13 protein-coding genes are annotated in these 14,564 nt (G+C 69.6%); 10 read left to right on the top strand and 3 right to left on the bottom strand.

The annotated features are described in order from the left end of the window. The first annotated feature begins 86 nt into the window (after nt 1-86). The 8 genes from ABIE24_RS05095 to ABIE24_RS05060 all read left to right on the top strand — a co-directional run bounded on the left by ABIE24_RS05095 (nt 87) and on the right by ABIE24_RS05060 (nt 7,683). Nucleotides 87-914, top strand: coding sequence for an SDR family oxidoreductase (locus ABIE24_RS05095; protein ID WP_354497436.1), 828 nt, complete (start codon nt 87-89; stop codon nt 912-914). Nucleotides 915-1,028: 114 nt separating this feature from the next. Beyond that, complete coding sequence (locus ABIE24_RS05090; RefSeq protein WP_354497435.1) at nt 1,029-1,442, top strand: hypothetical protein; 414 nt, start codon at nt 1,029-1,031, stop codon at nt 1,440-1,442. Nucleotides 1,443-1,556: 114 nt separating this feature from the next. Further along, nucleotides 1,557-2,597 (top strand): enoyl-CoA hydratase/isomerase family protein, encoded by a 1,041-nt coding sequence (locus ABIE24_RS05085; protein ID WP_354497434.1) that lies wholly within the window; start codon nt 1,557-1,559, stop codon nt 2,595-2,597. A 94-nt stretch (nt 2,598-2,691) separates the two neighbouring features. Continuing rightward, nucleotides 2,692-3,357 (top strand): GntR family transcriptional regulator, encoded by a 666-nt coding sequence (locus ABIE24_RS05080; protein ID WP_354497432.1) that lies wholly within the window; start codon nt 2,692-2,694, stop codon nt 3,355-3,357. Beyond that, on the top strand, nt 3,354-4,889 hold the full coding sequence (locus ABIE24_RS05075; protein WP_354497430.1) for an MmgE/PrpD family protein: 1,536 nt from the start codon (nt 3,354-3,356) through the stop codon (nt 4,887-4,889). Before ABIE24_RS05080 ends, ABIE24_RS05075 begins: the two co-directional genes overlap by 4 nt. Beyond that, a complete protein-coding gene (gene prpB, locus ABIE24_RS05070; protein WP_354497428.1) occupies nt 4,889-5,788 on the top strand; it encodes a methylisocitrate lyase in 900 nt (299 codons plus the stop codon). Before ABIE24_RS05075 ends, prpB begins: the two co-directional genes overlap by 1 nt. Nucleotides 5,789-5,877: 89 nt before the next feature. Further along, the gene (locus ABIE24_RS05065; protein ID WP_354497427.1) at nt 5,878-6,993 is read left to right on the top strand and encodes a bifunctional 2-methylcitrate synthase/citrate synthase; all 1,116 of its coding nucleotides are present in this window, start codon (nt 5,878-5,880) and stop codon (nt 6,991-6,993) included. Nucleotides 6,994-7,098: 105 nt separating this feature from the next. After that, nucleotides 7,099-7,683: an acyl-CoA thioesterase gene (locus ABIE24_RS05060; protein ID WP_354497426.1), complete on the top strand. Its 585-nt coding sequence runs from the start codon at nt 7,099-7,101 to the stop codon at nt 7,681-7,683. Between the two features lies 1 nt (nt 7,684). Here the strand turns inward: ABIE24_RS05060 and ABIE24_RS05055 are convergent, their stop codons facing one another. Continuing rightward, complete coding sequence (locus ABIE24_RS05055) at nt 7,685-9,202, bottom strand: aldehyde dehydrogenase family protein (protein ID WP_354497425.1); 1,518 nt, start codon at nt 9,200-9,202, stop codon at nt 7,685-7,687. Between the two features lie 118 nt (nt 9,203-9,320). Here ABIE24_RS05055 and ABIE24_RS05050 point away from each other — a divergent pair, with 118 nt between their 5' ends. Next, the gene (locus tag ABIE24_RS05050; RefSeq protein WP_354497423.1) at nt 9,321-10,325 is read left to right on the top strand and encodes a DNA-3-methyladenine glycosylase family protein; all 1,005 of its coding nucleotides are present in this window, start codon (nt 9,321-9,323) and stop codon (nt 10,323-10,325) included. A 4-nt stretch (nt 10,326-10,329) separates the two neighbouring features. On the opposite strand, the gene ABIE24_RS05045 is transcribed toward ABIE24_RS05050, so the two are convergent. Next, nucleotides 10,330-11,997 (bottom strand): FAD-dependent oxidoreductase, encoded by a 1,668-nt coding sequence (locus ABIE24_RS05045; RefSeq protein WP_354497422.1) that lies wholly within the window; start codon nt 11,995-11,997, stop codon nt 10,330-10,332. Between the two features lie 67 nt (nt 11,998-12,064). On the opposite strand from ABIE24_RS05045, the gene ABIE24_RS05040 reads away from it, so the two are divergent. Next, nucleotides 12,065-12,649, top strand: a complete 585-nt coding sequence (locus tag ABIE24_RS05040) for a helix-turn-helix domain-containing protein (RefSeq protein WP_354497420.1) — start codon at nt 12,065-12,067, stop codon at nt 12,647-12,649. Between the two features lie 85 nt (nt 12,650-12,734). Here the strand turns inward: ABIE24_RS05040 and ABIE24_RS05035 are convergent, their stop codons facing one another. Then, nucleotides 12,735-14,396 carry a phytoene desaturase family protein gene (locus ABIE24_RS05035; RefSeq protein WP_354497418.1) on the bottom strand — a complete coding sequence of 554 codons (1,662 nt, stop codon included), beginning with the start codon at nt 14,394-14,396 and terminating at the stop codon, nt 12,735-12,737. Nucleotides 14,397-14,564 lie beyond the last annotated feature (168 nt).

Raw genomic sequence — 14,564 nt, 5'->3', positions numbered from 1 at the left:
GGAAACACCCGGTACGCCGGGTGACCTCGACCGGAACGGATGACCCGGCCCCGCAGCATCCGCACCCTCCCACCGAAAGAGACCCCATGACCGCACCACTCCACGGCAAAACCCTCCTCATGTCTGGCGGGAGCCGCGGCATCGGGCTCGCCATCGCCCTCCGCGCCGCCCGCGACGGCGCCAACGTCGTGATGCTCGCCAAGACAGACATCCCCGACCCGCGGCTCGAGGGAACGATCCACACCGCTGCGGATGCCATCCAGAAGGCGGGCGGGCAGGCGCTCGCCGTCGTCGGCGACGTGCGCAACGACGGCGACATCGCGAACGCGGTCGACCAGGCGGTGTCGACGTTCGGCGGCATCGACATCGTCGTCAACAACGCGAGCGTGATCAGCCTCGCCCGCACACTCGACCTCGACCCCAAGCGCTTCGACCTCATGCAGGACGTCAACATGCGCGGCACGTTCATGCTCTCCCGGGCGGCCCTGCCGCATCTCAAAGCGGCCGAGAACGCCCACATCCTCTCGCTCAGCCCGCCGATCAACCTCGACCCCAAGTGGCTCGGCGCCCACACCGGTTACACCCTCGCCAAGTACGGCATGTCGCTGGCGACCCTCGGGTTCGCCGCCGAGTTCGCCCGCGATGGCATCGCCGCCAACACGCTCTGGCCGCGCACCACGATCAAGACGGCTGCGGTCGGCAACATCCTCGGCGGGGAGGCCCTGCTCGCAAAGAGCCGCACGCCCGAGATCTACGCGGATGCCGCCTACGAGGTGCTCACGAAACCGGCGCGGGAGTACACGGGCCAGTCACTCATCGTCGAGGACGTGCTGATCGCCGCCGGGGTCACCGACTTCTCGCGGTACTCGCCCGGTGTGGACGAGAAGGACCTCTTCCCCGACATCTTCCTGTAGCGGCATCCCGGGCCGCCGGAGGGATCGGCGCGGACCAGCCAACGCTGTTCCCCGGGTGTTTTCGTCCGGGTGAAGCGACCGGCCTGAGGCACTGGGACCGATACGCTTTCGACCATGGGTAGACGGGTCGCAGCACCGACGATGGATTCTCGACCGCTGCTGCTTCGGCTGGCACTCATGCTTCTCGGCATCGTCGTGCTTGTCATCGGCACCCTGATCGCGATTCTCCTGGTCGGCACATTCCTCTTCGGCGGCATCGACGTGCTTCCGCCCGACGGCGGCTCCTGGGATGTCTCGCACGGCGGCGCCATCCTCGGCATGGCTTCCGCGAGCGGCCTGGTGGCGTTCCTCGGCTGGACCCTCTTTCTCAACGGGCGCATTGGCCCCGATAAGGGATACCGCACGGGCAGGCGCGGCCCCGCCGGCCGGGATGGTTCGGGCGGGGACGGTGGCGGCTATTCCGACGACTCCGACCCAGGCTCGGGCGACGGTGGTGGTGGCGGCGACGGCGGTGGGGGAGGCGACTGAATCACGCACCGCCCCTCCGCGGTTTTCGCTCGTTCCGGACCAATCACCTGGCGCATCGCCTGAACCTGTCCGAAGCGAGAACCGCGGGGTTAAGCTCGAGGAGACGGGAGGGGGATGGGTGTGGACGAACTTCTCACCAGCGTGGGCGACGGCGTCGGGCACCTCACGCTGAACCGCCCGGACGACCTCAACGTGATCACTCACGCGATGGTCCTCGGCATCCTGGGCGCCCTCGAGCGCTGGCGGACCGATCCTGAGGTGTCGCTCATCATCCTCGACGGCGCAGGAGAGCACGGGCTCAGCGCTGGCGGCGACGTTCGCGTCCTGCACGCCAACGCTGTCACCGGTCGCAACGACCTCTCGCGACGCTTCTGGTACGACGAGTACGAACTCTGCGCGACCCTCGCCGAGTACCCCAAACCGATCGTCTCGATCATGGACGGCCTCACCCTCGGCTGTGGCGTCGGCATCTCGGCGCACGCGGGCATCCGTATCGTCACCGAGCGCAGCCGCATCGCCATGCCCGACACCCGGGTCGGCTTCAGCCCTGACGCCGGCTGCACCCACCTCCTCTCCCGTGCCCCCGGGCACGTCGGCACGTACCTCGCGCTCAACGGGGCGACGATGACCGGGCCGGATGCCGTCGCGTGCGGATTCGCGGACTATTACGTCCCCTCCGACCTGCTCCGACACCTCTACCAGGCCCTCGGCGAGCGGGCCGACCCCGGCTCCCCGGCCGAGATCGTGCTGTTGTTCGACGAGACGCCGCCTCCGTCGGAACTCCTGGCGCGCAGGATCTGGATCGACCGCTGCTATTCGGGCGACTCCGTCGCCGACATCCTCGAGCGCCTCGGCTCGGAGGCCGACCGGGATGCCCGCCACGCCGCCGACGAACTCACCAGGTATTCGCCCCTCGCCCTCACGGTCGCCCTCGCCGCAGTGCGGGAGGCACGCCGGCTGGGCACGCTGCGCGCGTCTCTCGAGCTGGAATACCGGGTCGCGTCCTGGCTGGCCGACCAGCCGGACTGGACCGAGGGCATCCGCGCGCAGGTCCTCGACAGGGACGGCAGCCCCCGGTGGATGCCGTCGACCCTCGCGGCCGTCCCCGCCGGCGTCGCCGAGGCGGCCCTGCAATCCCAGCCCCCGAAACACTGAGTCCGGTATACGGAGTGCAGGGAAACCCGCGCCCCACCGGACTTTTTCCCCGCCTCTGTATACCGAAGGCCCGCGAAGCGCGTATGCTGATCCCGTGCGAGCAAGCGACCGGGCCTACGACGTCCTGAAGGAAGACATTCTTCAGTGGCGCCTTGTGCCCGGCACCGTCCTCGGCGAAACCGAACAGTCGGAGCGGCTCGGCATCTCCCGGACCCCGCTCCGCGAGGCCATCACCCGCCTGGCGGCCGAAGGTCTCGTCGACACCCAGCGCGGCCGGGCCGGCGTCGTCACCGACGTGTCGCCCGCGAACCTCCCCGAACTCTTCGAGCTGCGCGAAGCCCTCGAAACGCAGGCGGCGCGGCTCGCCGCCCGCCGACGGGACGCCGCGACCTTCGAGCAGCTGCGCGAGGACTTCCTCTCGGCGCCGGCCAGCCTCGTCGATGGAGCGAGCGGCTACTACGAACTTGTCGCCCGCCTCGACGCCGCGATCGATGTCGCCATCGCCAACCCGTTCCTCCTGGCCTCCCTCGCCGGCCTGCGCAACCACCTCGCCCGCGTCCGCCGCCTGGCACAGGACAACCCGTCCCGCCTGGCCGAGTCGGTGTCCGAACACCTGCTCATCGTCCAGGCCATCCTCGACCGCGACGAAATGCTCGCCGCCCAGGCCACCGCCGTGCACCTGCGCAAGAGCCTCGCCAACCTCCTCGACGCCGTCGCCACCGGCGATGCCGTCTCGAATTCCACGAAGGGAACACCATGAAGAGCCACCATCTGAGGGTCCACAAGAGCGAAGAGAACCTGGAACGCACGGGTCAGCTCGCGTGGGCGATCGCCGAGGTCGCGGCCGACCCGGTGGAGGTCTCCGCCGAGGTCACCGACATGATCATCAACCGGGTGATCGACAACGCCGCCGTCGCCGCGGCATCCCTCACCCGCGCGCCGGTCGTGTCGGCCCGCGCCCAGGCCCTCGCCCACCCGGTCACCACAGGCGGCAACGGGGCGACGGTCTTCGGGCCGGATGCCGCCCGTCGCGTCAGCCCGGAATGGGCGGCGTGGGCCAACGGCGTCGCCGTGCGCGAGCTCGACTATCACGACACGTTCCTTGCGGCCGAGTACTCGCACCCGGGCGACAACATCCCCCCGATCGTCGCCGTCGCCCAGCACGTCGGTTCGACCGGCCGCGACCTCGTGCGCGGCATCGCCACCGGGTACGAGATCCAGGTCGACCTGGTCAAGGCGATCAGCCTGCACAAGCACAAGATCGACCACGTGGCCCACCTCGGCCCTTCGGCCGCCGCCGGAATCGGCACCCTGCTCGGCCTCGACGTCGAAACCATCTTCCAGGCCGTCGGCCAGGCGCTGCACACCACGACCGCCACCCGCCAGTCCCGTAAGGGCCAGATCTCCACCTGGAAGGCACACGCCCCCGCGTTCGCCGGCAAGATGGCGGTCGAAGCGGTCGACCGGGCGATGCGCGGCCAGACCTCGCCCGAACCGATCTACGAAGGCGAAGACGGCGTCATCGCCTGGCTGCTCGACGGCCCTGACGCCTCCTACGAGGTGCCGCTTCCGGAGAAGGGCGAGCCGAAGCGCGCCATCCTCGACAGCTACACGAAGGAGCACTCGGCGGAGTACCAGGCGCAGGCCTGGATCGACCTCGCCCGCAAGCTGCATTCCGAGCACCCGGAACTGCTGCAGGCCCAGGGCGAGCGGGGGGCGATCGACCACATCGTGATCCACACCTCGCACCACACGCACTACGTCATCGGCTCCGGTGCGAACGACCCGCAGAAGTACGACCCGACGGCCTCCCGCGAGACACTCGACCACTCGATCCCCTACATCTTCACCGTCGCACTGCAGGACGGCAGCTGGCACCACGTCGACTCCTACTCGCCCGAGCGGGCGGCGCGCCCAGACACCGTCGCGCTCTGGAACACGGTCACCACCGAAGAAGACGCCGAATGGACCCGCCGGTACCACTCACTCGACCCGGCCGAGAAGGCCTTCGGCGGCCGCGTGGAGATCTTCCTCACGGACGGCTCCACTCTCGTCGACGAGATCGCCGTCGCCGACGCCCACCCGCTCGGTGCCCGGCCGTTCGCCCGCGAGGACTACATCGCGAAGTTCCGCACCCTCGCGGAGCCCGTTCTCGAACCCGCCGAGATCGAACGGTTCCTCGGGCTGGTCCAACGCCTTCCCGAGCTCACCGCCGAGGAACTCGGCGGTCTCACCATCCAGGCCTCACCCGGCGTTCTCGCCTCCGTGCCGTCACCGAAGGGACTGTTCTAATGCTGTACGCCACAACCACACCCGAGGACAAGCGCCGGATCTTCCGCGAGCGTCTCGCCAGCGGCGAGCTCCTGCGTTTTCCGGGCGCGTTCAACCCGCTGTCCGCCCGGCTGATCGAGCAGAAGGGCTTCGACGGCGTCTACATCTCCGGAGCGGTCCTCAGCGCCGACCTGGGCTTGCCCGACATCGGACTCACCACGCTCACCGAGGTGGCCGGGCGGGCGAAGCAGATCGCCCGGATGACCGAACTTCCCGCGCTCGTCGACGCCGACACCGGCTTCGGCGAACCGATGAACGTCGCCCGCACGATCCAGGAACTCGAGGACGCCGGCCTCGCCGGCATGCACATCGAGGACCAGGTCAATCCGAAGCGGTGCGGGCACCTCGACGGCAAGCAGGTCGTCGACGAATCCACCGCGCTCAAGCGCATCCGCTCCGCCGCTGACGCGCGACGGGACGACAACTTCCTGATCATGGCGCGCACCGACATCCGTGCCGTCGATGGTCTCGATGCCGCCGTCGATCGCGCCAAAAAGCTGGTCGATGCCGGCGCCGATGCCATCTTCCCCGAGGCGATGCGTGACCTCAGCGAGTTCGAGGCCATCCGTGACGCGGTCGACGTGCCGATCCTGGCCAACATGACCGAGTTCGGCAAGAGCGAGCTGTTCACCTCGGCGCAGCTCGCCGACGTCGGCATCAACATCGTGATCTGGCCGGTGTCGCTGCTCCGCATCGCGATGGGTGCGGCGGGCCGTGCGCTCGACACGCTGACCGAGGAGGGGTCGCTCACCTCGAAGCTCGGTGAGATGCAGCACCGCGCCGACCTCTACGAGCTCATCGACTACGAGGGCTACAACCACTTCGACACGTCGGTGTTCAACTTCACGGTTTCGCGCTAAGAACGACGCACACCGGCATAGGCGGCCGAGCCGCCAGTACATAGGGTGGACTGTACCCAGCGCCCGCTATTCACGCAAAGGAGCACGGAATGACCGAAACCGACATCAAGAAGGGTCTTGCGGGCGTCGTCGTCGACTACACGGCGGTCTCGAAGGTCAACCCTGACACGAACTCCCTGCTCTACCGCGGGTACCCCGTGCAGGAGCTCGCGAAGAGCTGCAGCTTCGAACAGGTCGCCTACCTCCTCTGGTACGGCGAACTCCCGACGGATGCCGAACTGGCCGAGTTCGAGAGCGTCGAACGGGGGCAGCGCGCGCTCGACGACAACGTGCGCGCCGTCGTCGACCTCATTCCCACGACCTCGCACCCGATGGACGTCATCCGTACCGCGGTCAGCGCCATCGGGGCCTCGGATCCGGACGCCGACCTGGCGACCGAGGAGTCCAACCTCAACAAGGCTGCCCGGCTCTACGCCCAGCTCCCGGCGATCGTCGCCTATGACCAGCGTCGCCGACGCGGAGAGGAACTCGTGCCGCCGCGGGACGACCTCGGCTACTCGGAGAACTTCCTCTGGATGAGTTTCGGTGAAGTCCCCGACCAGGTCGTCGTCGACGCCTTCAACGTCTCGATGATCCTCTACGCCGAGCACTCCTTCAACGCGTCCACCTTCACCGCCCGCGTCATCACGTCGACGCTCAGCGACCTGTACTCGGCTGTGGTCGGCGGGATCGGCGCGCTCAAGGGACCTCTCCACGGTGGTGCGAACGAAGCGGTCATGCACACGTTCGACGAGATCGGCAGCGCCGACAAAGCGGAAGCCTGGCTCGACGAGGCCCTCGCCTCAAAGCGCAAGATCATGGGCTTCGGGCACCGCGTCTACAAGCACGGTGACTCGCGCGTGCCGACGATGAAGGCGGCGCTCGACACCCTCGTCGAGCACTACGGCCGCCAGGACATGCTCGAGCTGTACGACACGCTCGAACAGGCCATGACATCGCGCAAGAACATCCTGCCGAACCTCGACTACCCGTCCGGTCCCGCCTATCACCTGATGGGTTTCGACACGCTGACCTTCACTCCGCTGTTCGTCGCCTCGAGGGTCGTCGGCTGGACCGCTCACATCGCGGAACAGGCGGCATCCAACGCGCTGATTCGTCCGCTGTCCGCCTACAACGGACACGAGGAGCGGCACCTGCCCGACTGACCCGTTGTCGGCTCGGTGCAGAGCCGTCGCCGTTCGGTCGATGCGGCTTGTCCGTCATCTACAGGGCGGATGCTGCGTCGCGCGCGACTGCGTAGCATCCGTCGAATGCATATGATCTTCCGCACCCTGCTCCTGTTCTGGCGGTCCCCCCGGGCCGGGCGCCGGGGGACACCGCTCGGCCACTACGACGTCGGCCGGCTGCCGATGCGCACGCTGCCGACCGACCTCGACCTGAACCGCCACATGAACAACGGGGTGTACCTGTCGGTGCTCGACCTCGGCCGGTTCGACCTGCTCATCCGCAACGGTATCTGGGACATCCTCCGGGGCCGTGGCTGGTACCCGGTCGTCGTCTCGGAGACCATCACGTTCCGCAAGTCGCTGAACCTCTGGCAGAAATTCGTCATCGAGACGAGGGTGTCCGGCTACGACGAGAAGGCGGTCTTCGTCGACCAGCGCATCGTCGTGGACGGTGAGATCTACGCCCAGGCCGTGATCCGCGCGCGGTTCCTCAAGAGACGCGGCGGAACCGTCTCGGTCGACGAACTCATCGACGCCATCGGCACGGTTCCGCCCGAGCTCCGCCTGCCGGAATGGCAGGCGCGGTGGGGTCAGGACGTCGCCCTGCCGTCCACCTCGGCCCCGGCCCCGAGCGAGTGGCCCGGGGCGGTTCCGGTCGACCCGCGCTGACCTACTTCGCCGCGCGCCGGGGACCGATCATGGCCAGCCGGGTCAGGACCCGGTTCAGGCGCCTGAGTGCTTTCGGCGAGTTGCCGTAGTACAGGCTGCCTGCGCCGACCCGGGTGCGCGGTGCGACCACGGCCTCCTGGCGGCAGAACTTGCGCAGCCCGTCGGCGCCGCCGAACCGCACCCCGAACCCTGAGCTCTTCCAGCCGCCCATCGGCGCGGTGGTGCACATCAGGTTGGTGAGCACGTCGTTGATGTTCACCGCGCCGCACTCCAGTTGCACCGCGACCGCCCTGGCTCGGTCGACGTTCCGAGAGAACACCGACGCCGAGAGGCCGTAGGCGCTGTCGTTGGCCAGCCGGACGGCATCCTCGACGCTCGTGACCTTCATGATCGGCAGCGTCGGGCCGAAGGTCTCCTCGGTCATGCACGCCATCGAGTGGTCGACGTCGACCAGGACGGTGGGCGGGTAGAAGGTGCCGGGCCCGTCGGGGCGTGCACCCCCGGTCAGGACCGTCGCGCCGGCGGCCACGGCATCCCGAACGTGGCGCTCGGTCACCGCGAGCTGGCGCTCGTCAATCAGCGCGCCGAAGTGGGAGCCGTCGCCCGCACCCGTCCGAAGTCTCGTCACATCGCGAACCACGGCGGCGACGAACCGGTCGTACACCGACTCGAGGACGTAGGCCCGTTCCACCGATACGCAGGTCTGCCCGGCATTGAACATCGAACCCCAGACGGCCGCGTGCGCGGCAAGGTCGACGTCAGCGTCGTCGAGCACGATGATCGGGTCCTTGCCGCCGAGTTCGAGGTTGACCGGCGTGAGCCTGCGGGCGGCGCGCGCCATCACGACGGCGCCGGTCGCGCTCGACCCGGTGAACTGGACGAAGTCGGCGTTGTCCACCACGGCCTCGACGGCCTCCCGCGCCCCCTGCACGATCGCGACGATCTCGGGTCCGCCGGAGTCCCGCCAGCCCTTCAGCAGCAGTTCGGCGGTCAGCGGCGTGCGCTCGGAGGGCTTGAGGAGCACCGCGCAGCCCGCCGCGAGCGCACTGATGCAGTCCATCAGCAGGAGGGCGACCGGGTAGTTCCACGGAGCCGTGATGCCGACGACCGGGTACGGCCGGTAGTACACGGTGACCTTCTTGACGGCCAGGTAGGGCAGCGCGGCCGGGCGGTCCTCCGGCGCCAGCGCTTTCTCCATCGTCTTCACGTAGTAGGCGAGAATCAGCAGAATGAGCGGCACCTCCTGCTCGGCGTCCATGGCGGACTTGCCGGTCTCCTCGATCAGTTGCCTCTCGATCTCGGCGCGGTGCGTGCCGAGCCACACCGCGTACCGGGCGAGCACCTTCCTTCGACCCTTCGGGCCGCGGCCCTCCCACTCCTTCTGCGCCTCCCGGAGGGCGGCGGCCAGGGAAGGCACCTCAGCGGGGTCGGTCCAGTGGACCTCTCCGGCCACGGCCCCGCTCGCCGGGTTCGTGATGGTGCCCGGGTTCTGCAGTTTCACGTCGGACGTCGCTGTCATGAGCACATGCTGCCACCTCCGTCCCCGTGCGGACAGTGGGGGTTCGCCAGATGGCGTTGTGGAGGAGGCCGAGGAGACCGCACGAAAATGTCGGTGGCGCTGACGTAGTGTGAAGGGAATGGACGCACGCACCGCGCCCCGCGTCGCCCCCGACGACGCGGACGGCCCAGCTGTAGACCCGGCGGTCGATCCAGGGATGCCGGTTCGTCGCGCCCGGTACGCTCCGCGGCATCCGCTTCACCTGCACAAGATCCTCAGTCCGATGGCTCGCGGCGGCGACGGGCCGTGTCTCCGGCGCACTGCGACAGGCGCCTGGATCACCATGCGGGCGCCGACCGGGCCGGTGACGCTCCACCTCGAACAGGATGCCGACGGCATCGCGGCCGAGGCCTGGGGGCCCGGCGCCGAGTGGGCACTCGACGGCGTGCCCGAGCTGCTGGGCTCGCGTGACGACTGGAGCGACATCGACCTGTCGCCGAGCCCGCTGCTGACCGAGGTGCGTCGCCGTAACCCGGGGCTGCGGCTCGGCCGCAACCGGCTGGTTTTCGAGATGCTCGTGCCGTCGATCCTCGAGCAGAAAGTCACCGCCGTCGAGGCGTGGGCGGCGTGGCGGCTCCTCGTGCGGAGGCACGGTTCGCCGGCCCCTGGGCCGGCGCCCGACGGCATGGTGGTCGCGCCCGCCGCCGACACCTGGCGGCTCATCCCGAGCTGGGAGTGGCACACCGCGGGCGTCGGGCCGCAGCGGTCGGAGTCGGCGGTGCGCGCGTCGCGGGTGGCGGTCGCGCTGCAGCGGACGGTCACGGGGGCGGGGAGCATCCTCGACGAGGCGGCCGAGGCATCCGTTCGCCTGCGCAGCCTGCCGGGGATCGGTGTATGGACCGCCGCCGAAGTGACGAGCAGGGCGCACGGCGACCCGGATGCCGTCAGCGTGGGCGACTACCACCTGGCGTCGACCGTCGGGATGGCCCTGACCGGCTCGCCGGTGGACGACGACGGCATGCTCGAGCTGCTCGCGCCGTGGGCGGGGCAGCGCCAGCGCGTGCTGCGGCTGATCCTGCTCAGTGGAATCACCAAGCCCCGGCGGGGGCCGCGGATCACGATCCAGGACCACCGCAGGCACTGACGCCCTATCGTTGCCGCCGCACCCGCAGCACCGTGTCGACGAGGGTGGCGGGGTGACCATCGCGCCCCGACACCAGCCGGTCGACGAGCCCGGTGGTCTCGACCACCCAGCCGTCGGGCAGCCGAAGCGACGCGAGCACCTCGTCGGGTGTCGGCAGGGGCGGGGCGTCGTGGTCGCTGTGGCCCGAGCCCGGCGGAAAGGCTCCGTGCCCGACGACGAGCAGCCGTCCACCGGGTGCCACCGCCGCGGCAGCACGCCGGAGGATCTCGTCGCGGGCAAGCTCGACCGGGGAGTGCAGGAACGCGGCGGTCACGAGGTCGAACTCTTCCGACGGATGCCAGTCCGCGAGGTCGGCCTGCACCCACGTGATCCGGTCGGCGAGCCCATCCCGGGCGGCCTTCGCCTCGGCAACAGCCAGGGCGGTCGCCGAGATGTCGATCGCCGTCACGGCCCAGCCCCGGGTGGCGAGCCAGAGAGCATCCGCGCCTTCACCGCATCCGAGTTCGAGCGCTGTCCCGGGCGCCAGGCCGGCGATCTCCTGCGCGACGGTCGCGTTGACCCGACCGCTCCACACCTGCCCGGTGTCGCCGCGGTTGGCGGTGTAGTGCGCCTCCCAGAACCCGGCCGGCCCGGTGGGGGCTGTGTCACCGCCGTCGGACGGCACGTCGCTGGCGGATGCCGCGCCCACCCGCTCGGATGCCGCGGCGACCTCCTCGGCTACGAACTCCCCGTTGAGGGCGAGCGCCGCCGTCGCGCCCGACCCGGCCGCAATGGGAACGAGCGCGGCCGGGTTGGCCGCATTGCCGATCGCCCAGACCCCTTGGACGCTCGTCCTGCCGAACGCGTCGACTGCGGGCCACGAGCCGAACGGCGTGTCGGTGCGTTCGACGCCGAGCTGCCTCAGCGGCTCGTCCAGGGCGACGAGGGCCGGCTCGGCGAACACCACATCGACCGGTGCCACCGTGCCGTCGGCGAGGCCGAGCCCCGTGATGGCGTCTCCGGCCGTGACGACGCGTGTGACGACGCGCTGCTCGATCCGCATTCCACGTTCTTCGAGTACGGCCCTGTCGGTGTCGGGGATCGGTCCGGCGAGTGCGGTGAAGACCGTGATATCGCTCGAGTACGACCGCAACATGTGGGCTTTGTGCAGTCCCTGGACTGAGCCGGCGAGCACGCCGATGGCGCGCCCGGTCGCTTCATACCCGTCGCAGTACGGGCACGCGACGGCCCCGCGGCCCCACTGGTCGGCGAGGCCCGGGATGTCGGGCAGCTGGTCGCGGGCTCCCGTGGCCACGATGAGCCGGCGCGCCGTGGCACGGACGCCGGCGTCGGTCACGACCTCGAACCCGTCGGGGATCGCGCGCGTTTCCGCGACGCGGGCATTCTCGATCACGCCGCCGACGGCCCGCACTTCACGGTAGCCGTCGGCGACGAGGTCGAGCGGCGAGTAGCCGTCGCGGCTGAGCACGCCATGCATGTGGGGCGCGAACCTGTTGCGGGGCGCCTGGGCGTCGAGCACGAGCACACGCCGACGAGCGCGAGCGAGGATGAGCGCGGCGCTGAGCCCGGCGGAGCCGCCGCCGACGATGAGAACGTCCCAGCGCACGTCGGAGATCGAGGAACTCGGGCCGTCGAAGGCGGGGGTGAATGCAGAGGTGGGTTCATCGGTCATGGTTCCAGCGTGCCGACCTGCTATCGTGATGGCAACTATCGATGCTGAATCGGCAAAACGGAGGACCATGCCCGACGACTCCCTCGCCCTCATCGGCCCGCGTCTCAAGAGCTGGAGAGAGAAGCGCAGCATGACGCTCGCCGAACTCTCGAAGACCACGGGAATCTCGTCCAGCACGTTGTCGCGTCTGGAGGCGGGCAAGCGCGCCCCGAACCTCGAACTGGTGATTCCCATCGCGCGGGCCCTGAGGCTGGAACTCGACGACATCGTGCCCCGTGCGGCGCCGGACCCGCGGGTGTCGCGCACGACGCGGCGGGTCGGCGAGACGACGTACGAAACGCTCTCGCCCGAGTCCAGCCCGGTGCAGACCTACAAGGTCACGCTGCCGGCGACTCCGGCGGGCGTCGTCGCCGTGCCCGAACCGAAGGTGCATGACGGTCATGAATGGCTCTATGTGCTCTCCGGACGACTCCGGCTCGTGATCGGCGAACAGGAGGTCACGCTGGGGCAGGGGGAGGCGGCCGAGTTCGACACCCGGATCCCGCACTGGCTGTCGGCCACGGGCTCCGGGCCCGTCGAGATACTGTCCATCTTCAGCAAGGAGGGTAAGCGGATCCACTTGCGCGCCGCGCCGAAACCCGCCACGCGCTGACCATCTCCGCACCGTCCCCCACTTCACGCACTCCGGACCGAATCATCCGGCGTGCCGCGTTTCGTTCGGTGCGCGTGACCTGCGGCTACTCGCTCTCGAGCACCGCCATCGCCGCGTTGTGCCCGCCGATGCCCGACACCGCTCCACCCCGGCGTGCCCCGGAGCCGCAGAGCACGACCCGCGGATGCTGCGTCGCCACGCCCCAGCGTTCGGCGGGCGTCGCGACGGGTGCGTCATCCTCGAGGAACGGCCAGTCGAGCCCGCCGTGGAAGATGTTGCCGCCCGGCATGCCGATGGCCTGTTCGATGTCGAGCGTCGTTTTCGTTTCGATGCAGGGGCGGCCGGCGGCATCCTTCAGCAGGACATCCTCGATCGGCTCGGCGAGCACCGAGTTGAGCGACGCCAGCACGGCGTCCTGCAGCCGGGCACGCATCTCGTCGTTGTTCGAGGCGTCGACCAGCCGCGACGGGACGTGCAGCCCGAACACGGTCAGCGTCTGCACCCCGGCCTCGCGAAGTTCGGGCGAGAGGATGGTCGGGTCGGCGAGGGAGTGGCAGTAGATCTCGCACGGCAGCGGGCTCGGGATGCTCCCGCCGGCGGCTGCGAGGTATGCGTCGTCGAGTTGCGTGAACGTCTCGTGAATGTGGAAGGTCCCGCCGAACGCCGCCTCCGGGCGGACTGAGTCGTCGAGCAGCCGCGGCAGGCGCGTGAGCAGGAGATTCACCTTCACCTGGGCGCCCTCGCGGGAGTGGTTCGGCTTCAGGCCGGCGGCGAAGGGTCGCGCCTCGAACACGCCAGCCGACGGTTCGCCGGCGGCCAGCTGCTCACGTCCGGACGACACCGTCGTCCCGGCGGCGACGAGCGTCGCGAGGGTCGCCGGGGCGACGTTGGCGAGGATCCAGTGGGCGGATGCCTCATGTTCCGCCCCGTCGACCAGGTACCGCACCGTGCCGCCCGGGTCGATGGCGGTCACGTCGGCGTTCGTCGTGATCTCTGCTCCCGCGTCACGGGCGGCCCGCGCGAGCTCGCTCGACACGGCCCCCATCCCGCCGACCGGAACGTCCCAGTCGCCGGTGCCGCCGCCGATCAGGTGGTAGAGGAAGCAGATGTTCTGCTGCAACTCCTCGTCGTCGGCGCGGGCGAACGTGCCGATGAGCGCGTCGGTGAGCAGCACGCCGCGCACGAGGTCGGTGTGCAGGTGGCGGATGACATCGCCGATGGGCGTCTCGATCATGGCCTTCCACTCGCTCGCGCCGCCGGCATCCAGCACCATCCGTTTCGCTTCGGAGCGTGTGGGCAACGGCTCGGTCATCGTGGGCCACAGCACTTCGGTGAGCCGCCGGCAGTGCTCGTAGAACAGCTCGAACAGTTCATGTTCGTCGGCCGGGGCGCCGATCCGGGCGAAGGAGGCGGCGGTCGCTTCGGCATCGTCGTTGTCGACGAGGAGCCCGCGGGACGGGTCGGCCGGATCGGGCGTGTACGAGGCGTAACGCCGGCGGACGAGCGTGATGTCGAGACCGAGGTCGTCGATGATCCGTTGCGGAAGCAGGCTGACGAGGTACGAGTACCGGGAGAGCCAGGCCTCCACCCCCTCGAACGCCTGGGCCGACACGGCGGCGCCGCCGACGGCATCCAGTCGTTCGAGCAGCAGCACCTTCTTGCCCGCCTTGCCGAGGTACGCAGCGGCGACGAGGCCGTTGTGACCGCCGCCGACGATGATGGCGTCGTAGCCCTGCAGTGTCGTCATGCTGCGATTCTTCCACGCGGGCCGCGGTGTGCGGCGTGCACAACTCCGCCAATCCGCGGCGGAAGTGCGAGGGAGAGCCGGGCTCCCGCGGGGGCGCCAGCGGAGCCGACGAGATTGGCGGAGTGAGGCGACCCGCCGGCTGTCCGCGCCCATCCCTCGAGCGCGGTC

Source organism: Mycetocola sp. 2940 (assembly GCF_040548835.1).
Taxonomy (GTDB): Bacteria; Actinomycetota; Actinomycetes; order Actinomycetales; family Microbacteriaceae; genus Mycetocola_A.
This window is presented reverse-complemented; position numbering and strand designations above follow the sequence as displayed.